Origin of the sequence: Achromobacter spanius (genome assembly GCF_003994415.1) — a bacterium.
In the GTDB taxonomy this organism is placed as follows: Bacteria; Pseudomonadota; Gammaproteobacteria; order Burkholderiales; family Burkholderiaceae_B; genus Achromobacter; species Achromobacter spanius_C.
Genome location: NZ_CP034689.1, coordinates 967,070 through 989,617 on the forward strand (window position 1 = coordinate 967,070; position 22,548 = coordinate 989,617).

Below are 22,548 nucleotides of genomic sequence, written 5' to 3' on the forward strand. Positions count from 1 at the left end.
GCAAGAGGCCCTTCGGGGCCTCTTATTTTTGGTCCAAGGTGTTGGCAGCCGGTCCTATACTGATCCGCTTTGGCGCGGCGTTGCCGCGTGGCTTGCAACACGTCAAAGGGGAATCGGGCATGGATCTGGGGATCAGTGGCAAGACGGCCTTGGTGTTCGGCGGCAGCCGCGGCATGGGCCGCGCGTGTGCGCTGCAACTGGCGCGCGAGGGTGTGGCGGTGACCATCGCCGCGCGCAATCCCGAGACGCTTGCGCAAGCCGCGGCCGAGATTTCCAAGGACGCCGGCATCGGCGTGGGCTGGGTGTCGGCCGATCTGACCCAGGAGCACGGCCGCGATGCGGCCTTGGCCGCGTGCCCGCAACCCGACATCCTGATCAACAACGCCGACGGCCCGCTGCCCGGCGATTTCCGGGATTGGACGCGTGAGGACTGGATCGCATCGTTGGACGCCATGATGCTGGGGCCCATCGACATGATCCGGCGCGTGGTGGATGGCATGGTCGAGCGGCGCTTTGGCCGCATCGTGAATATCGTGTCGCGCAGCGTGAAGGCGCCGCACGCCGAACTGGGCCTGTCGAATGGGGCGCGTTCAGGTTTGATCGGCTTCGTGGGCGGCCTGGCGCGGCAGACGGTGCGCCACAACGTCACCATCAACAACCTGCTGCCGGGCGCCTTCGCCACCGACGCCCAGGTCCGGCACGTACAGGGCATGCTGGCGCAGTCGTCGGACAAGACCTTCGACCAACTGTGGGAAGAGCGCGGACGCGCCAACCCGGCCGGGCGCTTTGGGCAGCCGGAAGAAGTGGGCGCCTTGTGTGCCTATCTTTGTTCGGCGCAAGCTGGCTACATGACGGCGCAAAGCCTCTTGATCGATGGGGGCGGCTACCCCGGCACGTACTGAAACCAGCGACACACGGCGGCTGCTTCCGGCTGGACGGCGACCGGACTAACGGGCAAGATTGCCTTCCATTGTGTTCGAGAAAAACTCATGGACCAGACCGACATCAAGATATTGGCGTTGCTGCAGAAGGACGCTACCTGCTCGGTCGCTGAAATTGCCGAACAGGTGAACCTGTCGGTGACGCCATGCTGGCGCCGCATTCAGAAGCTGAAGGATGACGGCGTTATCGCGCGCAACGCCATCTTGCTGGATCCGCGCGCGCTGGGCCTGAACCTGACGGTATTCGTGTCCATCAAGACCAGCCAGCACAACGAAAAGTGGACGCAAAGCCTGATCAACGCGGTCATGGCCTTGCCGAATGTGGTGGAGTTTCACCGCATGGCGGGCGATATCGATTACCTGCTCAAGGTGGTGGTCGAGGACATGGCGGCGTATGACCGCTTCTACCGTCGGCTGATCGGCGCGGTGGATCTGCTGGACGTCAGCGCCAGCTTCTCGATGGAAATCATCAAAAGCACCACCGAATTGCCGCTGGACGCGGTATAGCGGCGGTCGCGCAAATTTTTTTCGTTGCGGGCCGCTACGGCGGATGCAAATTTCTTTCGGCGTGTTGCGCAAGGCCTATCTCGCAATGCTTTTGCGCAGGGTGCGGCGTAGGATATCTCTCGTTCCCATCAGGGAATGAATCGGGATATCAGAGGACCCTATGTCGTTCGCAGTACCCGCCGGCTGTGCCGGTTTGGCAAAAGCGCGGCAAGCGCGATCGGTGGACGACTTGCTGGCCGACTGGAACGGCGTCGACGACCTATGGGTGTTCGCCTACGGGTCCCTGATCTGGCATCCCGGTTTTGCGTGGCGCGAGCGCCGCCTGGCGACGGTGCGCGGCTATCACCGGTCGTTGTGCCTGTGGTCGCACGATCATCGCGGCTCGCCAGACAACCCTGGCTTGGTCTTCGGCTTGAACCGGGGCGGTTGCTGCCGGGGCGTGGCATATCAGATCGCGGCGGCCGATGTGCCCGATGTGTTCCAGGCGCTGTGGCGCCGCGAAATGGTCACCGGGGCCTACACCCCCCGTTGGCTCGCTTGCCATACCGAGGTCGCCCCGGTGCGTGGCCTGGTCTTCCTGCTGAATCGCGCCTGCGATGAGTACGCCGCCGACCTGAGTGACGACCGCTTGATCGCATCCGTGCGCAATGCCGTCGGCCAGTCGGGGCCTTGCCTGGACTATGTGGTGGAGACCGAACGCGCCTTGCGCGCGCACGGTATCGACGATTGGCGGCTGGGTGATCTGGTGCGCAAGCTGGGCCAGGCTTTCTGAGTGTTGGCCCTGCGCCTTAGGTTTAGAAGTGCCAGCGGCCGAACATATACAGGACGTTGCCCGCGCCGCTTGAGCCGGGAATGTAGGTCGCGTAGAACATGGCGTCTTTGTAGCCGGCGCCCACCAGCGGCAGGATGCCGGGAAATGGCACGTAGCTCATGATGTCGTGCCGCGCGGTCAGGAACACCGTGTAGCCCGCGCCCAGGCGAAAGTTCTCGCTGACTCGGCCTATTTTCAGGAAGCCATAGCCGGCAATCGGTTCGACCTTGCTGTGCGAATCCAGGAACGCCATGGCATACAGGCCCTGCCAGTCGCCGTCTTCGTCGTAGATGCTGCGGCCATAGCCGGCGCCCCACGCCAGCTCGTTGAAGCTGTCGATTTTTTCTTTGCTGTACATGGCGCGGTTGTGCCAGGCATAGCCGGAAACGTAGAGGTCGTTGCCGCCTTCGGTCCAGATCTGGTCAAGGCGATTGCAAGCGGACTGTGCCCAGGAGGGCATGCTTTCACAGGCTTGCGCGGCGGCGGTGAAAGTCCAGAGCAGCAGGCCAAGAAGGGCTGCTCGAAATGCGGTGATCATTACGGGTACAGACGGATGAAAATGACAAGTTCATGACTGTACATGTTGTCATCGCTCGGTCCCTGTCAGTACGCTTTCATCAAACGGCGTTCGTGGCCCTGGCCCCAGGAAAGGGGCGGTCAGGCAAACGCGAAATCAAGAATTTTCTGTGGTGGCCGTGCTACAGCAGGAAGATGGTGGCCAGCCCCAGGAAGATGAAAAACCCCAGCGAATCGGTGGCGAAGGTCAGCAGCACCGATGAGCCCATGGCGGGGTCCTTGCCGAAGCGCGCGCGCACCATCGGCACCAGCACGCCCACCGAGGCGCCGACCAGCATGTTGCAGATCATCGCCGCCATCATCACCAGCGCAATCGAGATCGAGCGCGAGATCACCCAGGCGAACAAGGCGGCCACCAGGCTGCCGCACAGGCCCACCAGCAAGGTCACGAACAATTCGCGCTTGACCAGTTGCCACAGGTTGCGGCCCGTGATCCGGCCCATGGCAAGTGCCCGGATGATCAGCGTCATGGTCTGGTTGCCGGAGTTGCCGCCGATGCCGGCCACGATCGACATCAGGAAAGCCAGGATCACGATGTGGCTGACCGTGCCTTCGAACCGCGATGCCACGAAGGATGCCGTGGCGGCGGTGCAGAGGTTGAGCAGCAGCCACGGCGCGCGGTTGCGCAGCGCGGTGGTGACGGGCGCGAAGATGTCTTCTTCTTGCAGACCCGCGCGCGACAGGGCTTGTTCCTGGGAGTCTTCGCGCATCACGTCCACCACATCGGCGATGGTGACGCGCCCGATCAGGCGACCCTGGTCGTCCATCACGGGGGCGGAAACCAGGTCGTAACGTTCGAAGGCGCCTGCCGCGTCGGCGTCGGAATCCAGCGGGTTCAGCGTCAGGAAGTCGGCGTTCATGACGGCGCGCACTTCGGTTTCCGGTTCGCTGACCAGAAGGCGCGACAGCGGCAGGATGCCTTGCAGCTTGTCTTGGCGGTCCACCACGAAAATCTGGTCGGTGTGGTCGGGCAGTTCGTGCAAGCGGCGCAGATAGCGCAGCACCACTTCCAAGGTGACATCTTCGCGCACCCGGACCATTTCAAAGTCCATGATGGCGCCCACGCTGTCTTCCGGATAGCCCATGGCTTCCAGCAGCTGCGCGCGTTCTTCTTCGGTCAGGCCTTTTTGTACTTCGGCCACCACGTCGGGCGGCAGGTCGGGCGCCAGGTCGGCGAGTTCATCGGCGTCCATGCTGCCGGTGGCGGCAACCAGGTCCTGGCGGTCCATCGCTTCAATCAGCGATTCCCGCACCCAGTCTTCCACTTCCAGCAGCACGTCGGCGTCGTGCTCGGGGCTGACCAGCTTCCAGATGGCCTGGCGTTCATCCTTGGGCAGCGATTCCAGGATGAAGGCGATGTCGGCCGGATGCAGGCCGTCCAGCAGCGTCTTGAGTTCGGCTTCGTGCTGGCGGTGAACCAGGTCTTCGACCAGCGTGGCCTTGGCGTCGCCTTCTTCCTGGCGGTGCACCAGGTCGGCCACCAGTTGCTGGCGGCGCAGGCATTCCTGCACTTCGGCCAGGGCGGTCTGTGCGTCTTCCGGGTCGAGGCGGCGGGGCGTCGCGGGCGGTTTCTGCGCGGCGGCGGACTGCGTCATGCGTTACGGCTCAAAGAGTAGGAAGGGGGCGGCTGCGCCGTGCTTCGTCGGTGGCGACGTAGGTCAGGGTGGCCTCGGTGACCTTGACGACTTCGGCGTCCAGGCGCTGGCGTTCCGCGTAAACCTCGACCGACACCGTGACAGACGTGGTGCCGGTTTTGACGATGGCTGCGTAGAAGCTGAGCAGGTCGCCCACGAATACGGGCTCTTTGAACTGGAAGGCGTTGACCGCCACGGTGGCGACCCGTCCCGCGGCGCGGCGCGCGGCGGGAATGGACCCGGCGATGTCGACCTGGGCCATGATCCAGCCGCCAAAAACGTCCCCGTGGATATTCGCGTCGGCCGGCATCGGCATGACGCGCAACACCGCGTCGCGATTGGCGGGCAAAGTCGTAAACGGGGATTTGGGGCTGGAGGTCATGCGGCCGACTCCAATGCATGGGAATCAGCCGATTATGCAGGAAAAACGAGACAGCGGCGTGCGTGGCGCAAGCCGTCGCGGCGCTTTGCCGCGACGGCTTGGAAATCAGGTGGCCAACTTCACGATCCCGTAGCCGCCAACCAACAGCCAGGCGTACAGAATCAGGCCCAGGGCCATCACGCGGGGGCCCGCTTTCTTGATCTGCGCAAAGCGCGTTTCGATGCCGAGCGCCGTCATGGCCATGGTCAGGGCAAAGATGTCCAGGCGGCGGATGGCGGCAATGGCGTCGGCGGGAATGATGTTCAGCGAATTGATGATGGCCAGCACCAGGAAGCCGACGGCAAACCAGGGAATCGGCAGCTTGCCACCCTTGGCCTGACCGCCCGCCTGGCTGGCCGCGCTGCGCAGATACATGCCCAGCACCAGCAACACCGGCACCAGCAGCGCCACGCGGGTCATCTTGACGATGGTGGCGACTTCGGTGGTGGCCGGGTCGATATTGCTGGCGGCCCCTACGACTTGAGCCACTTCATGGATGGTGCCGCCGATATAGATGCCCAAGGCCTGGGTGTCCAGGCCGAGCCAGCCTGCGTGATACAGGATGGGGTACAGAAACATGGACAGCGTGCCGAACAGCACCACGGTGGCCACGGCGACGGCACTTTTATGGGGGCGGCCCGCAGTGTGGGCTCGAACGCCAGTACGGCGGCCGCGCCGCAGATGGCGCTGCCCGCGGCGGTCAGCATGGCGGTATCGCGGTCCAGGCCCAGAATGCGTTGCCCGACGACGGTGCCGATCAGCAAGGTGCCCAACACCACCGCCACCGACACGGCCAGGCCCGGCAAGCCCACGGCCGCGATCTGCTGAATGCTGATGTTCAGGCCGTAGAAGGCCACGGCAATGCGCAGCAGGCGCCGCGCGGTGAAGTTGACGCCCACGCCCCAGTCAGCCGGCATCGTGCCGCGCAGGAAGTTGCCGTACAGCATGCCGCAGACAATGCCCACCACCAGGGGCGAAAAGCCCAACTGGCGGATGACGGGCAGGTCGGCCAACTGCATTACGGCGGCGGCCATCAGCCCGACAAACAATACGCCGTTGAGCTTGTCACGCCACGGGGTGGCCGTGGCGGGGGCGGCAGCAACCGACGGGGCGGGCGCTGAGGGAGGAAGGGGAACGGCGGTGCTGGTTGAGGTGCTCATGACGGCTCTTGGGGTATATCTAAATAACTTCTCGAAATATTAGATCTGACCTCGTTATTTGAAAAATCTTGATTTTGAATATGTAATATCAAGAATTCTGATATCGAAAGAAGCTGCTATGACACCTGACCAGTTGCTGTCGTTTGCCTGCGTGGCCGACACGGGCAATATCAGCCGCGCCGCGCAAGTGCTGAATTTGTCCCAGCCCGCCGTGTCGGGCCAACTGCGCGCGCTGCAGGACTGGTTTGGCGAACCCTTGTATCGCCGCAGTGGCCACGGCATCGTCCTGACCGAGGCGGGCGAGCGCTTGGCAGAGCAGGCCCGGCAATTGCGGCAGGTCTACCGGCAGGCCCAGGCGGTTCGGGAATCCTGGCGTGGCTTGGAAACGGGCGTCTTGCGCCTGGGCGCCAGCACCACGCCCGCCAGCTACCTGTTGCCGCGCCTGGTGGCGGATTTTCGCTCGGCGTTTCCGGCGGTCAGCCTGCACCTGTCAGACGGCAATACCCGCGAAATCGTCGAGCGCCTGCCCGCGCTGGACCTGGCGTTTATTGAAGGCGATGTGCCGTCAGGCTTGCCGTCGGACACGGCCGTGCATGCCTGGCGTCAGGACGAGGTGGTGGCGATTGTGCGGGCCGACCATGCGCTGGCAGCCAAGGGGGCGGTGACCTTGCGGGACTTGGCGGCGTCGCCGCTGGTGATGCGCGAGCCGGGCTCGGGGGTGCGCCGGCTGGTCGAGCGCGCGTTTGCCGATGCCGGGCTGACCCCGTCCGTGGGTTTGGAACTGGCGGGCGTGGAAGGCGTGAAGCAGGCGGTGCGCGCGGGGCTGGGGGTGGGGTTTGTGTCGGTGATGTCGATGCGGCACGAAGACGGCGCCTTGGCGGCGTTGCGTCTGCTGCCCAGGCCGCTGACTCGCACGCTGAGCATTCTGGTGCCGCACGCCGATGCCGCCGCCCGCGCCGCCGAACGCTTTCTGGCGATGTGCCTGGCGGTCGGGGCGGGAGACGGCGGGTAGCGCTCAGGCCTTGGCCAGGCGCTTCAAGGCAAGTTGGACCCAGTACGTGCCGCCCAGGGGCAGCAGCTCGTCGTTGAAGTCGTAGCTGCCGTTGTGCAGCATGCAGGGGCCCAGGCCGTGGCCGCTATCGCGGTGTTCGCCGGTGCCGTTGCCGATCCAGACATAGCAGCCCGGCAGTTCCTGCAGCATGAACGCAAAGTCTTCCGCGCCCATGGTCGGTTGCACGTGGTCGTTGACGTTGGCGTCACCGACGATGTCGCGCAGCACGTCGGCGCAGAACGCGGCTTCTTCGGCGTGGTTGATGGTGGGCGGATAGTTGCGCTGGAACGTGAACTCCACTTCGCAATCCATGGCCGCGCAGGTGTGCCGCGTGATCTCTTCCATACGGCGTTCGATCAGGTCCAGCACGTCCAGCGTGAACGTACGCACGGTGCCGCGCAATTCCGCGTGGTTGGGCACCACGTTGTCGGCGCTGCCCGCGTGGATCTGGGTAATGCTGAGCACCGCGGCATCCAGCGGATTGCGGTTGCGCGTGATGATGGTCTGCAGCGATTGCGCCAACTGCACCGCCGCCATGACGGGGTCGATGCCCAGGTTGGGCATGCCCGCATGCGTACCCTTGCCTTTGACGACGATCGAAAATTCGTTGCTGGACGCCATGATGGGGCCGGCGGTCAGGCCGAACTGGCCGGGCTTCATGCCGGGCCAGTTGTGCATGCCGAACACCGCTTCCATGGGAAAACGCTTGAACAAGCCGTCGTCGATCATGCGCTTGGCGCCGCCGCCGCCTTCTTCGGCCGGCTGGAAAATCACATACACGGTGCCCGCGTAATCGCGATGCTGGGACAGGTATTGCGCCGCCGCCAGCAGCATGGCGGTATGGCCGTCGTGGCCGCAGGCGTGCATCTTGCCTTCGTTCTTGCTGGCGTGCGCGAAGCTGTTGACCTCTTGCATGGGCAGCGCGTCCATGTCGGCGCGCAGGCCCACCGCGCGATCACCAGGCAGCTTGCCGCGAATGATGCCGACCACGCCCGTACCACCCAGGCCGCGATCAATCTCGATGCCCCATTCTTCAAGCTTGGCCGCCACCACGTCAGCGGTGCGGAATTCTTCGAAGGCCAATTCGGGATGCGCGTGGATGTCGCGGCGGATCTTCGAAATATCCTGGTGCCAGGCGACGATGGGTTCGAGCAGTTTCATGGGAGAAGGGGGGCGGAAAAAGGGAACGCAACAAGGTTATCATCAATCAAAAATCTGTTTAATGGAGACAAACACCATGACGCGACCGTGGCTTGCTCACTATCCGCAGGGGGTGCCGGCAGAGATCTCCACCGAGGGCTATTCCTCGCTGGCCGACCTGTTGGACCGGGCCTGCAAGCAGTACGCCACCCGCATCGCCTGCACGGCGATGGGCAGCGACATCACCTACGCGCAACTGGATCGGCATGCACGCGCGTTTTCCGGATGGCTGCAAAGCCTGGGCCTGGAAAAGGGCGCCCGTGTTGCGTTGATGATGCCCAATGTGCCGGCTTATCTTGTCGGCATGCTGGGCACGCTGCGCGCCGGGTTGGTCGTCGTGAACGTGAACCCGCTGTACACGGCCGACGAACTTGAACGCCAATTGCAGGACAGCGGCGCGTCCGTCATCCTGATCCTGGAGAACTTCGCGCACACGCTGCAGGCGGTGAAAAACCGCGCTCAGCTCAAGCATATTGTCGTGACAGGGCCAGGCGATCTGCTGGGTGGCCTGAAAGCACCACTGGTCAACTTCGTGGCGCGTCATATCAAGAAGATTGTTCCGGCCTGGAACATCGACGGCGCGCATACGCTGCCCAAGGTCTTGGCGGCCGGCGCCAACCTGCCGTTCACGCCGCCCACGCTGACGATGGACGATATAGCGGTGCTGCAGTACACGGGCGGCACCACCGGCGTGCCCAAGGGTGCGATGCTGTCGCATCGGAACCTGACGGCCAACGTGCTGCAGACCGAAGCCGTGGCGCAGCCCGTGGTGCATGACTTGTCGGCTACGCAGCTCACGATCATCAGCGCGCTGCCGCTGTACCACGTGTTCGCAATGACCGTCTGCGGCTTGTACGGCCTGCATGCGGGCATGCGCAACGTGCTGATCATCAACCCGCGCGACCAGCCTTCGCTGATCAATGCGTGGCGCAAGGTGCCCATCAATCTTTTCCCCGGGGTCAACACCTTGTTCAATGCCTTGGCGCACAACGCGGATTTCGCCAAGCTGGATTTTTCGGCGTTGCGCCTGACGCTTGGGGGCGGCATGGCCGTGCAGCAGCCTGTGGCCGAACGCTGGCTGAAGATCACCGGCAGGCCGCTGATCGAAGGCTATGGTTTGTCGGAAACTTCGCCCGTGGCCACGGTGAATCCCACCAACGCCACGGCCTATTCCGGCTCTATCGGCCTGCCGCTGCCGTCCACCGACGTGGCCATTCTTGACGATGCGGGCCAGGAAGTGCCGCTGGGCGAACGCGGCGAAGTGGGCATCCGCGGGCCGCAGGTCATGCTGGGCTATTGGCAGAAGCCCGACGAAACCCGGCAGTCGATGACGGCGGACGGGTTCTTTCGCACGGGCGATATCGGCATCATGGATGACAAGGGCTATACGCGCATCGTGGACCGCAAGAAAGACATGATCGCGGTGTCCGGCTTCAAGGTCTATCCGAACGAGGTCGAAGCCGTGGTAGCGCAGATGCCGGGTGTGCTGGAGTGCGCGGCCATCGGCGTGCCGGACGAACACTCGGGCGAAGCGGTCAAGGTGTTCGTGGTGAAAAGCGACCCGTCGTTGACCGAGGCGCAGGTGCAGGACTGGTGCCGCGAAAAGCTCACGGGTTACAAGCGCCCGCGCTTTGTGGAATTCCGTGATGAACTGCCCAAGAGCAATGTGGGCAAGATTCTGCGCCGGGAATTGCGCCCCGACGCGCCCGCCAAGGCGTCTTAGGCTTCGGCGGGTGGCTCGCCGCCAAGGTGCGGCGCAATCATCTCGTGCAGGGCGCGTTCGATGGCGGGGTTGCCCGCCACAACGCGCCCGCCGATGGGCCAGGGATCCAGCTTGTGCATGTCTGAACACGTGCCACCCGCTTCACGCAGGATCAGCGTGCCGGCGGCCACGTCCCACGGCGCCAGGCCCATTTCCCAGTAACCGTCGTAGCGGCCGCAAGCCGTCCAGGCCAGGTCCAACGCTGCCGCGCCCATGCGGCGCACGCCGCGCGCGCGCTTGATGGCGTCGTTCAGCATGGGCATGTATTGTCCGGCGAAGGAAAAGTCGCGGAACGGAAAACCGGTTGCCAGCACGGAATCTTCAATGGTCTGCGTGCGCGAACACTTGATGCGGCGGCCGTTCAGCCAGGCGCCAATGCCATAGACCGCGGTGAACAGCTCTTCGCGGTTGGGGTCGTAAACCACGCCGGCCACGGGCGTGTCTTCAGTCAGTGTTTCCGTGCCAGACACTGCGGTGCCCGCATGCGCGATCAACGCGATCGAGACGGCGTAGTGAGGGATGTCGTGCAGGAAATTGGTGGTGCCATCAAGCGGGTCGATGTACCAGGTGGCGCGGCCTTGGGGCTTGCCGCCCGTCTCTTCAGCCACGATGCCGAACTTGGGCGTGCGCGTTTGCAGTTCCTGGATGATCACGGCCTCGGCTTCGCGGTCTGCTTGCGATACGAGATCGTTGCGCGCCTTGCGGTCGATCACGAGGTCGGCCCGATGATGCGCGTAGGATTGCAGGATGGCCGCACCGGCATGCGCCGCAGTGACTGCCGCGTCGATCGCGGCGCACAGGTCGATGGGTTGAGCCAGTGAGCGGGGCTGATCATAGGTGTCCATGCAAACCAGTGTAAGCCCAGGTTTGCGTCAAATCCGAGGCAGCCATTTGAAACCGCGCCACCGCGTGGCGTCTATCCAACGCATGGGGCGCGGCCAGCCGATAATTCGCGTTTGTCACAACCCTGATTCTTTTTGAAGAGCCCATGTCCGCGCCTTACGTTCCCCTGACACCCGCAGTGGTCGACTTCGATGCCGACGGCAAGCTCCATGACGCCGAGTCCGGCGACGTCTACCCCCAGCATGCCGGGTCATTCAGCGACCGGGAACACGTATTCCTGCGCGGTAACGGGCTGCCCGAGCGTTGGCGCGGATGCGACGTATTCACCATCTGCGAGACCGGTTTCGGGCTGGGCCTGAATTTTCTGGGGCTGTGGCAGGCGTGGAGGCAAGATCCGCAGCGGCCATCGGCGTTGCATGTCGTGTCGCTGGAGGCGCATCCGTTCACTTTGGCTGATTTGTCGGCATTGTTGGCGCGTTATGCGCCGACGTCCTTGGCGGGATTGGCGCGGCATCTGGTGGAGCAGTGGCCCACGCTGCTGCCGGGGCTACATCGGCTGGAATTCGAGAACGGCGCGGTAACGCTGACGCTGGGTTTCGGCGATGCGCAGGTGCTTGCGCCACGCCTGGACGCGCGCGTGGATGCCTTCTTCCTGGATGCCTACACGCCAGAACCCGATCCCGGCACGAGGTCGGCTCCCTTGCTACGCGCGCTGGCGCAACTGGCGGCGTCCGGGGCCACCCTGGCGGCCGGGGTCGGTACGGAAGCGCTGCGGCGTGCGTTGCAGGATGCGGGTTTTGACGCGCGCTGCGTGCCGATTGACGGGGGCAAGCGGCAAATGATCCAAGCCACCGCCCGCGTGCAGGGCCGAGCGGCCGGAGCGGCCGCGACGCCCGCGGCCGTCAAGCATGCGGTGGTGGTGGGCGCAGGGCTGGCGGGTGCTGGCATCGCGCAGGCGCTGGCCGGCCGGGGCTGGCGAGTCACCGTGTTGGACGCAGGTAGGGCGCTGGGGGCGCCTGCGCACGCCGGTCATGTGGCCGCTGCGCTGACGCCCGTGGTGGCGCGTGACGACAATGCGCGGGCGCGGCTGTCGCGCGCCGGCAGCCAGCGCGCGCTGGCGCGTTGGCAAGGGCTGGCTGGCGACGCCGCGCCGCGCGTGTGCGGCACGGTTCAGATCGAGCGCGACGCGGGCAAATCCGCTGCGTTGGCGAGCACATTGGAAACGCTGGCTTTTCCGCGCGACTGGGTACGCCAGGTGGATCGTGACGAAGCCAGCGCCTTGGCCGGTTTGCCGGTGGCGCGCGGCGGCGTGTACTTCGCGCAGGGCATGCTGGTTCAACCGAACCGACTGATCGACGCCTTGCTGGAAACGCCCGGCGTGAGCGTCTTGCCGGGCAGGGCGGCCCGGGTCGAACGACAGGGGCAAGGATGGAGCGTACGAGACGCGCAAGGCGGGGAATTGGCGCAAGCCGACACCGTCATCCTGGCCAATGCCTTTGGCGCGCGCGCGGTGCTGGCCGAAAGCGGCTTGCTCGATCCCTTGCCGCGCGTGGGGCAGATGCACGCGCTGGCTGGCGAGGTCACCCTGGTGCCCGGCGAGGCGCTTGCGGGCGGGCCGCGCTGCATCGTTGGCGGCGAGGGCTATCTGCTGCCGGACGTGGGCGTGGGCTGCGTGGTCGGCAGCACCTACGTGCATGGCGCTACGCAGGCCTTGGTCAGCCCGGAAGGGCAGCACACCACGCTTGCCAAGGCGGCCTGGCTACTAAGCGGTCACTTCCCGGCCTTCGATGCGTTGGTGCCCGGCACGCTGCCAGGTTGGGCGGGATGGCGGGCCGTATTGCCCGGGCGCCTGCCCGCAGTGGGGGAATTGCCGCATGCGCCGGGCCTGTGGCTAGCCATCGGCTATGCCTCGCGCGGCTTGTCCTGGTCAGCCTTGATGGGCGATTTGATCGGCGCTCGCCTGGCTGGCGAACCGGCGCTGCTGGAAACCGATCTGTCCAAACTTATTTCACCACGGTGAAAAAAAGTTTGGCGGTGAATGGGGGCTCGACCCAGGTGGCGTAGAATTGCGGTAATTGCCAGGATTTGGCGCCAAATAGGCTGTATTGGCCTCGTTGTTGGCGTTTCGGCGGCGCGCGGCACTAAGCCGATAGGCGCTGATCGAGGGCTTTACGACCCCTTTTTATGGATGAGAAAGCCATCCAGAAGAGGGACCGAGTTTATTTCAAAGCTCAAATCCGTCAAAATAGCGTCTTTTGATGGTTTTTGGCTTAAGCCGGGGGATGCTCTGTGCCGCCCAAGTTCGACTTTGCCCATACTACCCAGCTCGACACCATCGAGCTGCTGACGTCCCGCCCCAGTCGCTTCGATTTCGACGCGGGCGATGGGTTGCACCTGGTAGTCGAGGCGCATGCGCCTGGTGTGTTTCGCCTGCGCTGCGGCGAGGCGAACCACCTGAACGATGACAAGCCCGGCGCGCGTGCGCGCGCCGTGGCCGAGATGCTGCTCGCGCGCCAAGAGGCCGTGGGCGAGGCTTCTATTGCCCCTCGCGAAGGCGGGGATGGCTGGCGGATCACACAGGGCGACGTTGCCCTGGAGATCCAGTCCGACCCTGTGCGCGTGGCGATCTATCGCAACGAGGACCGGGTGTTCGAGTCCGAGGTTTCCGCGCATACGCCCGCATTCGGACACAACGCGCTGGACCAGGAAGACGACGCGGTGTGGACGGCGGGCTTTACCCTGCAGGCCGACGAGCGCATCTTCGGCCTGGGGGAAACACCGGGCGACTTGAACCGCCGCGAAGAATCGGTGGTGTCCGATGACCCCGAGCACCGCGCCTTGCCACTGGCATGGAGCCCGCGCGGCTGGGGCGTCTACGTCAATACGATGCGGCGCGTTGAGCATTCCGTGGGCGTTGCCCCGGCGGATTCGGCCTACGTGCTGACCGTTGACGACGCCGTGCTGGATATGTTTCTGTTCGCCGGCGAGCCCGCCGAAATCCTGAACCAGTACACCGCCTTGACTGGCCGCGCCGGCCAGCCCGTGCTGTGGGCGATGGGCGCCTGGCTGCAACAGGCTACAGGCGAAATGCCGACGCAAACCGTCGCTTTGCTGGCCCGTATGCGTGAAAACCAGATTCCCGTGGATGCCGTAACGCTGGCACAGCCGGCGGCTTGGGGTTTCCAGTCGGACAAGGCGGTGTTCGAATGGGACGCCCAGCGCTTCCCCGACGCCAAGCAGATGCTGGCCCTGTTCCACAAGCACAACGTGCATGTCGCGGCATCCGGTTTCCCCGGCGTGCTCAAGACCAGCCCCTTGTTCGAAGAACTGGAAGACCGCGGCTGGCTGCTGACCAAGGAAGACGGCGCTGCTCAGGTGTTTGACGGCATCGCCGCCACCTCGGGCCAGCCGTTCGGCCTGCTGGACCTGACTTACCGCGACATCTACAACATGTGGGTCGAGCGCCACCGCCAACTGATCGAAGATGGCCTGGACGCGCCCGCCTGCGATGCCCAGCTTGCCATTCCCGATGGCGTGACGGCCCGCAATGGCGAAACCGGCCCGGCGCTGCGCAGCATGTATCCGCTGCTGGTGCGCCGCGCGCTGTTCGATGCCGTGGCCGGCCTGAAGGTGCCGCCCGAAGGCGTCGTCCCCAGCTCCGACCTGTTCCCCGCCGCGCAACGTCTGCCATGGCAGGTGGGGCCGCAGGCCGAGAACTCCTGGGATGGCTTGCGCCATACGCTGCGCACCGCCTTGTCGATCGGCGCCAGCGGCGTGCCCGTGCAGGTGCACGGCATCGGTTCGGCATCGCGTGACCGCGCGGGCATGACGTCCGAACTGTATTTGCGCTGGCTGACCGTGGGCGTGTTCTCGGCGAACTTCTCGTTCCAGGGCGTGGAAGGGCTGATGCCTTGGGACTTCGACGACGACACCCTGGCGCAGGCCAAGACCTGGATGCAGTGGCGCTATCGCCTGGTGCCCTATGTGTTGGGCGCCATCGAGGATTCCGCCCGTACCGGCCTGCCGGTGCAGCGTTCCATGGCCCTGTCTTTCCCGAACGATCCGCATGCCCACGAATGGGACCTGCAATACCTGCTTGGCCCCGCCTTGCTGGTGGCGCCGGTCACCGAACCCGGCAAGCAGGTGCGCGTGTACCTGCCCAAGGGCGAGGCCTGGTGGGATCTGAACACCGGGCATCGCTACGAAGGCGGCACCACCTGGACAATCGACTGCGAGCTGGGCCAGTTCCCGGTTTTTGGCCGCGAAGGGCACATGCTCTGTCTGGGACCCGCCGCGCAGCATACGGGCGAGTTCAACTCGGCCCGCATCCTGGACGAGGTCTGGATGTTTGGCATGCCGGTGCATAACCCGGTTGTCATGCGCAACAAGATCCGCGTGATGCAGATGCAGGGCTCCAGCTACATCAAGGGGCTGGAAGGGCTGCGCATCTCGCCGTCCGAAGGTCTTGAGGTCAAGCGCCGGGGGGCGGAAGTCCGCATTTCTCGCGCTCGCTGATAGCGACGCGGCCGGTTCTCCGGCTACCGTCATCAAAAGGGCAGTCAGGAAGGCTTTCCTTCCGACTGCCCTTTGCGCGTTTTGCCGACGCCCTATCGCAACCACGGCCCGCGTTTATACGGGGCGGGCCGATGTCGCGGTAAAGATCGCTGATATTACTTATAGTTATTAAAAATGAAAAAAACGGTCGTTCTCTTCAGAAGAGAAAAGATACAAAATCGCTTGCCATGATTCACATCGAGAACCTATCCAAGACCTATGCCACGCCGCATGGACTATTCCAGGCGCTGCGAGGCATCAACCTGCATATCGAGCAGGGCGAGGTCTTCGGCATCATCGGCCCCAGCGGGGCCGGCAAAAGCACGCTGGTCCAGTGCATCAACCTGCTTGAACGCCCCAACGAAGGCACGATTGCCATCGGTGGACAGCAACTTACCGGCCTGAACGAGGCGCAGCTTCGCGGCCAGCGCCGCCGCATCGGCATGGTGTTCCAGGGCTTCAACCTGCTGTCGCGCCGCACCGTCTATGGCAACGTGGCGCTACCGCTGGAAATTGCCGGCGTCGCCAAGGCCGAGATTCCGGCCCGCGTTGAACGCCTGCTGGCCTTGGTGGGCCTGGAGCATCTGCGCGACCGCTATCCCAGCCAGATCAGCGGCGGCCAGAAGCAGCGGGTGGGCATCGCCCGCGCGCTGGCCAACAACCCGGACGTGCTGCTCAGCGACGAAGCCACGTCCGCGCTGGACCCCGAAACCACGCACAACATTCTGGCCCTGCTGCGCGACATCAATCGCAAGACGGGCGTGACGGTCGTCATGATCACGCACCAGATGGAAGTGGTGCGCGAAGTGTGCGACCGGGTGGCTGTGCTTTCGCAAGGCGAAGTGGTTGAAATCGGCAGCACGCGCGAAGTGTTCGCGCAGCCGCGCCACGAGGTCACGCGCGGCATGGTGTCGGCCGCCACCGCGTCCGACCTGACCGACGCCACCTTGGCGGCCGTGAAGGAACGCATCGCCACGCTGCTTGCCGCCACGCCCGGCCAGGCGGTGCGCCTGTTGCGCCTGGCCTTGACCGGTACGGATTCGTCGGGCTCGTTCCTGACTGATCTGTCCAAACAGTTCTCGCTGGACGTGAGCCTGGTGCAGGCCCGCGTTGAAGATATCCAGGGCGTGGCCGTGGGCACGATGTTCGTGCTGGTCCAAGGCGCGCCCGCCACGGTCAAGGACGCGATTGCCGCGTTGGCCGCCCGTGACATTACCGTTGAAGAAATAGCTCATGAGTCCGCAACTGATCGATCTGCTTATTACGTCGCTGCTTGACACCCTGCTGATGGTGGGCGTGGCCAGCGCCATTGCGGTGGTGATCGGCATTCCGCTGGGCGTGACGCTGACCGTGACCGCGCGCGGCAACATGCTGGAAAACCAGCCCGTGAACCACGTGCTGGGCGCCATCATCAACGCCACGCGCTCGGTGCCCTTCGTCATCCTGATGGTTGCCATCATTCCGTTCACGCGCCTGATCGCGCAGACCTCCATCGGCACCACGGCCGCCATCGTGCCGCTGTCAGTGGCCGCGATTCCGTTCATGGCCCGCATCGCCGAAAACGCCATGCGTGAAGTGGATCCGGGGTTGATCACCGCGGCGCGTGCCATGGGCGCATCGCCGATGCAGATCATCCTGAAGGTGCTGTTGCCGGAAGCCTTGCCCGGCCTGATCGCCGCCACCATCGTCACCGTGGTCAGCCTGATCGGCTATTCGGCGATGGCCGGCGCTATCGGTGGTGGCGGCCTGGGCGACCTGGCCATCCGCTACGGGTATCAACGTTTTCAATCGGACGTCATGGCCGCGGTCGTGATTGTGCTGATCATTTTGGTCCAGGCAATCCAAAGCCTGGGCGACCGCTTCGTGCGCCGCATGTCGCATCGCTGATACGTCGCGGCGCCGCTTCGTTTTCGCTGCAATTTTCTTTCTACTTCCGTTACTCGGGATATCGCAACATGAGCATCAAGGTTTTGAAGTCGCTGGCTGCATTCGCCCTCGGCGCCGCCGTATTCGCCCAGCCCGCGCTGGCTCAGGACAAGCCGCTGAAGGTTGGCGTTACCGCCGGCCCGCACGCGCAGATCTTTGATGTGGTCAAGGCCGAAGCCGCCAAGCAAGGCTTGAACATCCAGGTCATCGAATTCACCGACTACGTGCAGCCCAACGTGGCGCTGGCCGCGGGCGACCTGGACATGAACAGCTACCAGCACCAGCCCTACCTGGACAACGCCAACGCCGACCGAGGCTACAAGCTGGTCAGCATCGCCAAGACCGTGATCTTCCCCATCGGCATCTACAGCAAGAAGATCAAGTCGCTGTCCGAACTGAAGGACGGCGCCCGCATCGCCTTGCCGAACGACCCCACCAACGGTGGTCGCGCGCTGTTGCTGCTGCAAGCCAACGGCCTGATCAAGCTGCGTCCGGAAGCGGGCCTGAAGGCAACGCCGATTGACGTCATTGAAAACAAGAAGAAGCTGCGCTTCATCGAACTGGACGCCGCCCAATTGCCGCGTTCGCTGGACGACACCGACGCCTCGGCCGTCAACACCAACTTCGCACTGGAAGCCGGCCTGGATCCTGCCAAGGACGCCATCGCCCAGGAATCGCCGGATTCGCCGTACGCCAACGTGCTGGTCGTGCGCGAAAAGGACAAGGACCGCGCCGAATTCGCCAAGCTGATCAGCATCTATCACAGCCCGGCCGTGAAGCAGTTCATCCAGACCAAGTACAAGGGCGCCGTGGTGGCTGCCTGGTAATCCAGGTCCATCGCAAGCCCCGGAACGACCGCCGCGTGCGGTCGTTTTCTTTTGGGCGGCACGCCGGGGGTTGCGGGCCAAGCGCTGGGCGACGTTAAACTTTTTGACAAGCCCAAAGAAATCCGCCATAATTTCTGGCTTCGGTCGGGCTGATAGCTCAGTCGGTAGAGCAGCGGACTTTTAATCCGTTGGTCGCGAGTTCGAGTCTCGCTCAGCCCACCACCAAACACCCGCAGTATCAAGAACTTACGCCGCTATCACTAGCGGCGTTTTTTCTTTCTGTTCCGACTTTGACCAAAATTCGACCGTGTTCGAATGGTGGGCCAAGTGCGACGGGGCCAAATGGGCATAGCGTTGAACCATGTCCAGTGTCTCCCAACCCCCCAGATCCTTTAGGACCATGAGTGGTGTTCCGGCCTGCACATGCCAACTGGCCCAGGTGTGGCGAAGGTCGTGGAAATGAAAGTCGTCAATCCCGACCTCGGCGCACGCACGACGCAAGCACCGAGCATCGACCTGGCTGATCTTCCGCACCACGCCGTCTCTTGATGGCCGTTCGAATACAAACCGTTTGGCCTTGGGGATCCGGCGTTGCAGCACTGCCATAGCGTCCGCGTTGAGAGGCACCGATCTGGCATAGCCCGATTTTGCCTCTTCTGCGATGACCCATGCGTTTCGCTGGGGCATGTCCACGTTGCTCGGCTTGAGCGAAAGTAATTCGTCTTCCCTCATCCCAGTCGCTACGGCGACGAGGCTGACATCGCGCATCCACTCGAGCGACATCGCACTTATCAGTCGGCCGATAACGGACGGGGGTTCCCATCGCACACGATTATCGGGTTCAACAAATTCCGAGAATTTTGGGCACTTGTCGATCCAGTCCCAGTCTTCGCAGAGCTTGAGCATTCTGCGTAGCGTGGCGAGGTAGCGTTTTTTGGTCGCTGCACTTACCGGCGTCGGCTTGCGATGCTTATGGGTAGTATGCGTCGGCAGTTTGTCCGCGATCTCGTCAAATTTTAAAGAGCGAATTGCACGTCCAGAGAACTGAGTACGCCAATATGCGACGTGCCGGACCTTGCTGTCATAGTCGCGTAGTCCGTCCCATAGTCGAAGACAACGCACCGCAGCCTCTTCAAAAAAACGGTCGGGTTGCTCGCCGAGCTTGGCTTGGCGCCAGAGGTCGGCTTTCAGCTTGTCGTGGTATTCCTGCGCGGCTTGCCTGTCCGTCGTTCCAGAAGAGCATCTAACTCGCGGGACGCCTGGGACGCGGATATCAACTTGCCAAATACCTGAGGTTTCATCTTTGCGGATGGGCATTGTGCATCTCCCACAACCCGCAGCGATAGCTGGGTGACATTGTTGTTCTTTTCCGAAAATGCAGCAAGGCGCGATGGCCAAATGCGCCATGCGCCCCTCGCTCTAAGCTGAAAACCAAGCTCTTTGCGATAGCTGAATATGGTGCTGTAAGAGATGTTGAGGCGCATTGCTGCTTCTTGCAGGGTGAGCGCCTTTTCATCCACGTTCTCTGCCGGAGGCATGGAGGACATGCGAACTCCTTTATCGGGCCGGGGGAATATCGGGGTGTTCCAGGAAAGCCAGAAGGCTAGGGACCGTTCGGGGTCATTGCTTAATCGTGCGATCTCAGTGGTGCCGGGAAGTCTGGTACTGGATCACCGATCGACGCGTTCCAAGACCACCAGCCTTCTTTGCCGTACGTCTCGTCGTAGTGCGCGCCCTTTTCTGCCTTGCGCGCCAGGTATTCCGGCGTACTCATGCCCCACACCTCCAGGGGCGCTGGCGTGTGCCTGTCGCGCAACCAAAAATCCGGGAAGGCTGCGTCCTCGCCAGCGTCAAACCGGAGCGGCTTTTCAAAACGGCGCTTTTCCGCAACCAGCTTGTCGGCGACCAGCGCTTCGTAGCCTGAGTCGACCGGAATCCAGTCCCGCGTGGTTTGCATCAGCGCGATGTCGACCACTTGCGCGCGCATACTCCCTCCGGAAGACTTGGGGGGATCTGTTTGTACGACGGCGATGACAGCATTTCCTGCCCGCCAAGAGTCGATTTCTCGGGTAAAGCGGCGTTCTAAGGGTTCCCAGACGTTTTCATCGAGGTTCAAGTACGGGATTCCATGAAACCCCGCGATAGGCAGGGTGGCGCTGCCGTCCATTCCTTCTTGGTGCTGCGCGAGGGGGGCAATCACAACCAAACGCCGTCGTTGAGTAACCGCCTCCAGGGCCTTGGCCTTGTTGTGCCCCGCCTGCTGCCCGCTTGCGTTCGGCGTGGAGATCAGGAGGTTTTGAGCCAGTCGCACACGCCCCGCATAGGTAGTCATGGCCGAGCGCATCAAGTGGTAATGCAGCACACCAAGATTGCGCTTTCCTTCCATGCCTGGCGACCATGCGTGCAGGCCTGCTTGTGTCCAGAGAAAATGCAGGAGGCCGAGCAATGTCATGCTGGCTTGACCGGTTCGAGGGCGCGTCGCTGGCATCGACGGAGCGGCGGCAGACGAGGCGTTCCCTTCTTCTGGGGCGGATGTCGCACGCTGTTGAAGCCCGACCTTCAGCTTAATCTTGACCGCGCCGTCGTCGAGTTCCTGGACCACGCCGCGTCGGTAGGAACCAAGACCGGACATGCTCGGATCTACACCGTAATAGACGCAGTCTTCGCTGTGCTCCGACCCTGTCTCGGGAAAGCGGGCAAGGTGGAACCGATCAGAGTTGGAACGGCTGTGGATCGACAAGCGCCGTTCGCCCGATCCAGGGCAAGTGCACCTCACGTCTGCCTTGCCATGCGCCATCAACAGTACGCGTTTCCAGCTGTCCTTGAACTGATCAGCCGTTTGAAACTCCGACGAGTACGGTCGGGTCATTCCGGCTAGAGTGACCTCCACGGTATATATCTTTCGATCCATCAGTCTTCTCCGCCATCGATCGACGCCAGAATGGCGAGGTCCAAAGCCACCGTGAGGAAGAGAGAACCGCGCATAGCGACCACAGCGATCTGTTGATAGATGTTCAGTTCGCTGAACGAGTCGTAGGAAACGGACAGGGCGAGGTTCGCGACGATGAAAATCGCCATGCCCGCAATCTGCGTGGCGATAAGCCAGCGCAAGATCACTGTTTTACGTTTCGAGGCGCCATATGCTGTAGGCCCCCCCTTTCCGTCATGGCATAGGTAATCAATCCGGCCCATGCGGTGAATGCGACGCAGATTAGTCCCACGGAGACAGCTCCCCAGAACCGTCCGCCCATGGATACCAGCCACAGAACAGCTGACCATTCTTCGATTAGCTTTCCAACCGTGGCCAGCACCACGACGATCAAGACCAGCCCCATCGCGACCTTTATCGCGGACGAAGCCATTAGCGTGCTGTTTGGATTTCGATGCGTGGGCTGTTTCTTGTGCAAGATGTACTCCATTTTTCAGATGGCCAGCCTTTTCTGTTGGAGGGGAGACGTAGCCGACCAAGACAAAGATTGGCTGACCCCTTCTGCTACTTCCGCTCGACCGCGCAAAATGTGCTGCTTACGTAGGGCTGCTTGTAGCAATCTTCTTTGGCGGAGGAGTAAAGCTCGTACAGCGCGTAGCCGACGGCGAAGATCGCGATTGCGATCCCCCAGATAAGCATGTGTTTTTTCATTGAATTTCCGTATGAAGGAAGCCCTGCTTGACGGGCTCAAGTCGAGCGTGAGCGGTACCATTTGCGGCAGACAAATATGCTCCGCGTCAGCATGGCGATGCCTCTGGTCACCATGGATATGCAGACGGATATCGAGACAGCAGCCGAAGAGAGCGCCAACATGCCAAGGATGCCGTTGTTAATGAACAGCGCGTCAGAGCTAGCACCTGTTGAGTCAATCTTCAGCTTGGCCAACTGGACGACTGCGCCGGTGAGCGGGGCCAGCGCCGGCTGCTGCATCACCCAGGCGTAGATTTCCTGGCCGTGCAAGGCGGTTATGGCAAAGGCGCCAATGCCCACGGTCACCACGAATATGCCGATCAATAGGCAAATTTGTATGTAAAGGCCGGTGGCAAGGCCACCGATAAATCTATCCATGTGCCCTCCAGGGTCGACCTTTCATATCATCGGACTTCGCAGCTTTGAGAGTTCCGAGGCGCGAGCGTAGACAGCTTTCTTCCCGCCGCGCAATCCTGCGACCGTCGCCATCAACGCAAGGGCGATCTGAAGTGGGCCATCCAGCAGGATGGCCAAGAAGGCCTCCTGGCACGCTTGGACGATCGGTACATCATGGCCATGCGCGTGCCACATGGCTGTGCCGAAAATGGTCAGGACTACAAACGCAAAAAGTGCACGGCGGCGCTTATCGCCCAGGC

Annotated in this window: 22 protein-coding genes, 1 tRNA gene and 1 pseudogene; 11 read left to right on the forward strand and 13 right to left on the reverse strand. The window is 63.0% G+C overall.

Translation table 11 applies throughout. From position 1 onward, the window contains the following. Positions 1 to 119 precede the first annotated feature (119 nt). The 3 genes from ELS24_RS04295 to ELS24_RS04305 all read left to right on the forward strand — a co-directional run bounded on the left by ELS24_RS04295 (position 120) and on the right by ELS24_RS04305 (position 2,220). A complete protein-coding gene (locus tag ELS24_RS04295) occupies positions 120 to 902 on the forward strand; it encodes an SDR family oxidoreductase (RefSeq protein ID WP_127183466.1) in 783 nt (260 codons plus the stop codon). 87 nt (positions 903 to 989) lie between these two features. Further along, positions 990 to 1,448 (forward strand): Lrp/AsnC family transcriptional regulator, encoded by a 459-nt coding sequence (locus ELS24_RS04300; RefSeq protein ID WP_006226278.1) that lies wholly within the window; start codon positions 990 to 992, stop codon positions 1,446 to 1,448. Positions 1,449 to 1,608: 160 nt separating this feature from the next. Continuing rightward, entirely contained in the window at positions 1,609 to 2,220 is a 612-nt protein-coding gene (locus ELS24_RS04305) for a gamma-glutamylcyclotransferase (RefSeq protein ID WP_050449971.1), read from the forward strand. A 22-nt stretch (positions 2,221 to 2,242) separates the two neighbouring features. On the opposite strand, the gene pagP is transcribed toward ELS24_RS04305, so the two are convergent. The 4 genes and pseudogenes from pagP to ELS24_RS04325 all read right to left on the reverse strand — a co-directional run bounded on the left by pagP (position 2,243) and on the right by ELS24_RS04325 (position 6,050). Next, on the reverse strand, positions 2,243 to 2,797 hold the full coding sequence (gene pagP / locus ELS24_RS04310) for a lipid IV(A) palmitoyltransferase PagP (RefSeq protein ID WP_127183467.1): 555 nt from the start codon (positions 2,795 to 2,797) through the stop codon (positions 2,243 to 2,245). A 160-nt stretch (positions 2,798 to 2,957) separates the two neighbouring features. Further along, the gene (gene mgtE / locus ELS24_RS04315; protein WP_127183468.1) at positions 2,958 to 4,430 is read right to left on the reverse strand and encodes a magnesium transporter; all 1,473 of its coding nucleotides are present in this window, start codon (positions 4,428 to 4,430) and stop codon (positions 2,958 to 2,960) included. Between the two features lie 10 nt (positions 4,431 to 4,440). After that, positions 4,441 to 4,851 carry an acyl-CoA thioesterase gene (locus tag ELS24_RS04320; protein ID WP_050449974.1) on the reverse strand — a complete coding sequence of 137 codons (411 nt, stop codon included), beginning with the start codon at positions 4,849 to 4,851 and terminating at the stop codon, positions 4,441 to 4,443. Positions 4,852 to 4,956: 105 nt separating this feature from the next. After that, a pseudogene (locus ELS24_RS04325) lies at positions 4,957 to 6,050 on the reverse strand (YeiH family protein). A gap of 118 nt (positions 6,051 to 6,168) precedes the next feature. Here ELS24_RS04325 and ELS24_RS04330 point away from each other — a divergent pair. After that, complete coding sequence (locus tag ELS24_RS04330) at positions 6,169 to 7,062, forward strand: LysR family transcriptional regulator (protein ID WP_050449976.1); 894 nt, start codon at positions 6,169 to 6,171, stop codon at positions 7,060 to 7,062. 3 nt (positions 7,063 to 7,065) lie between these two features. Here ELS24_RS04330 and ELS24_RS04335 read toward each other — a convergent pair whose 3' ends face one another. Next, positions 7,066 to 8,262, reverse strand: coding sequence for a M20 aminoacylase family protein (locus tag ELS24_RS04335; RefSeq protein WP_050449977.1), 1,197 nt, complete (start codon positions 8,260 to 8,262; stop codon positions 7,066 to 7,068). 76 nt (positions 8,263 to 8,338) lie between these two features. Here ELS24_RS04335 and ELS24_RS04340 point away from each other — a divergent pair, with 76 nt between their 5' ends. Continuing rightward, positions 8,339 to 10,024 (forward strand): AMP-binding protein, encoded by a 1,686-nt coding sequence (locus tag ELS24_RS04340; protein WP_164741211.1) that lies wholly within the window; start codon positions 8,339 to 8,341, stop codon positions 10,022 to 10,024. On the opposite strand, the gene ELS24_RS04345 is transcribed toward ELS24_RS04340, so the two are convergent. Beyond that, positions 10,021 to 10,908 (reverse strand): inositol monophosphatase family protein, encoded by an 888-nt coding sequence (locus tag ELS24_RS04345; RefSeq protein ID WP_050449979.1) that lies wholly within the window; start codon positions 10,906 to 10,908, stop codon positions 10,021 to 10,023. The genes ELS24_RS04340 and ELS24_RS04345 overlap by 4 nt on opposite strands. A 143-nt stretch (positions 10,909 to 11,051) precedes the next feature. On the opposite strand from ELS24_RS04345, the gene mnmC reads away from it, so the two are divergent. From mnmC to ELS24_RS04375, 6 genes are all read left to right on the forward strand, one after another. After that, positions 11,052 to 12,926, forward strand: coding sequence for an FAD-dependent 5-carboxymethylaminomethyl-2-thiouridine(34) oxidoreductase MnmC (gene mnmC, locus ELS24_RS04350; protein ID WP_127183470.1), 1,875 nt, complete (start codon positions 11,052 to 11,054; stop codon positions 12,924 to 12,926). 269 nt (positions 12,927 to 13,195) lie between these two features. Then, positions 13,196 to 15,421: a TIM-barrel domain-containing protein gene (locus tag ELS24_RS04355; protein ID WP_127183471.1), complete on the forward strand. Its 2,226-nt coding sequence runs from the start codon at positions 13,196 to 13,198 to the stop codon at positions 15,419 to 15,421. A 227-nt stretch (positions 15,422 to 15,648) separates the two neighbouring features. Beyond that, the gene (locus ELS24_RS04360; protein WP_050450319.1) at positions 15,649 to 16,737 is read left to right on the forward strand and encodes a methionine ABC transporter ATP-binding protein; all 1,089 of its coding nucleotides are present in this window, start codon (positions 15,649 to 15,651) and stop codon (positions 16,735 to 16,737) included. Continuing rightward, the gene (locus tag ELS24_RS04365; protein ID WP_050450318.1) at positions 16,694 to 17,347 is read left to right on the forward strand and encodes a methionine ABC transporter permease; all 654 of its coding nucleotides are present in this window, start codon (positions 16,694 to 16,696) and stop codon (positions 17,345 to 17,347) included. The genes ELS24_RS04360 and ELS24_RS04365 overlap by 44 nt, the downstream gene beginning before the upstream one ends. A gap of 68 nt (positions 17,348 to 17,415) precedes the next feature. After that, positions 17,416 to 18,213 carry a MetQ/NlpA family ABC transporter substrate-binding protein gene (locus ELS24_RS04370; RefSeq protein ID WP_050450317.1) on the forward strand — a complete coding sequence of 266 codons (798 nt, stop codon included), beginning with the start codon at positions 17,416 to 17,418 and terminating at the stop codon, positions 18,211 to 18,213. Positions 18,214 to 18,359: 146 nt separating this feature from the next. Further along, positions 18,360 to 18,435: transfer RNA gene (locus ELS24_RS04375), tRNA-Lys, on the forward strand. A gap of 24 nt (positions 18,436 to 18,459) precedes the next feature. On the opposite strand, the gene ELS24_RS04380 is transcribed toward ELS24_RS04375, so the two are convergent. The 7 genes from ELS24_RS04380 to ELS24_RS31490 form a co-directional block, all read right to left on the reverse strand. Further along, complete coding sequence (locus ELS24_RS04380; protein WP_127183472.1) at positions 18,460 to 19,530, reverse strand: tyrosine-type recombinase/integrase; 1,071 nt, start codon at positions 19,528 to 19,530, stop codon at positions 18,460 to 18,462. A gap of 310 nt (positions 19,531 to 19,840) precedes the next feature. Further along, positions 19,841 to 21,124, reverse strand: coding sequence for a DUF1173 family protein (locus tag ELS24_RS04385; RefSeq protein WP_240669448.1), 1,284 nt, complete (start codon positions 21,122 to 21,124; stop codon positions 19,841 to 19,843). Next, positions 21,124 to 21,324: a hypothetical protein gene (locus ELS24_RS04390; protein ID WP_127183474.1), complete on the reverse strand. Its 201-nt coding sequence runs from the start codon at positions 21,322 to 21,324 to the stop codon at positions 21,124 to 21,126. Before ELS24_RS04390 ends, ELS24_RS04385 begins: the two co-directional genes overlap by 1 nt. Before the next feature lie 2 nt (positions 21,325 to 21,326). Beyond that, positions 21,327 to 21,620, reverse strand: a complete 294-nt coding sequence (locus ELS24_RS04395; protein ID WP_127183475.1) for a hypothetical protein — start codon at positions 21,618 to 21,620, stop codon at positions 21,327 to 21,329. Positions 21,621 to 21,706: 86 nt separating this feature from the next. Then, on the reverse strand, positions 21,707 to 21,853 hold the full coding sequence (locus ELS24_RS30785) for a hypothetical protein (RefSeq protein ID WP_164741212.1): 147 nt from the start codon (positions 21,851 to 21,853) through the stop codon (positions 21,707 to 21,709). A gap of 36 nt (positions 21,854 to 21,889) precedes the next feature. Continuing rightward, a complete protein-coding gene (locus tag ELS24_RS04400; protein WP_127183476.1) occupies positions 21,890 to 22,270 on the reverse strand; it encodes a hypothetical protein in 381 nt (126 codons plus the stop codon). 21 nt (positions 22,271 to 22,291) lie between these two features. Then, positions 22,292 to 22,426: a hypothetical protein gene (locus ELS24_RS31490; RefSeq protein WP_275066557.1), complete on the reverse strand. Its 135-nt coding sequence runs from the start codon at positions 22,424 to 22,426 to the stop codon at positions 22,292 to 22,294. Between the last annotated feature and the right edge of the window lie 122 nt (positions 22,427 to 22,548).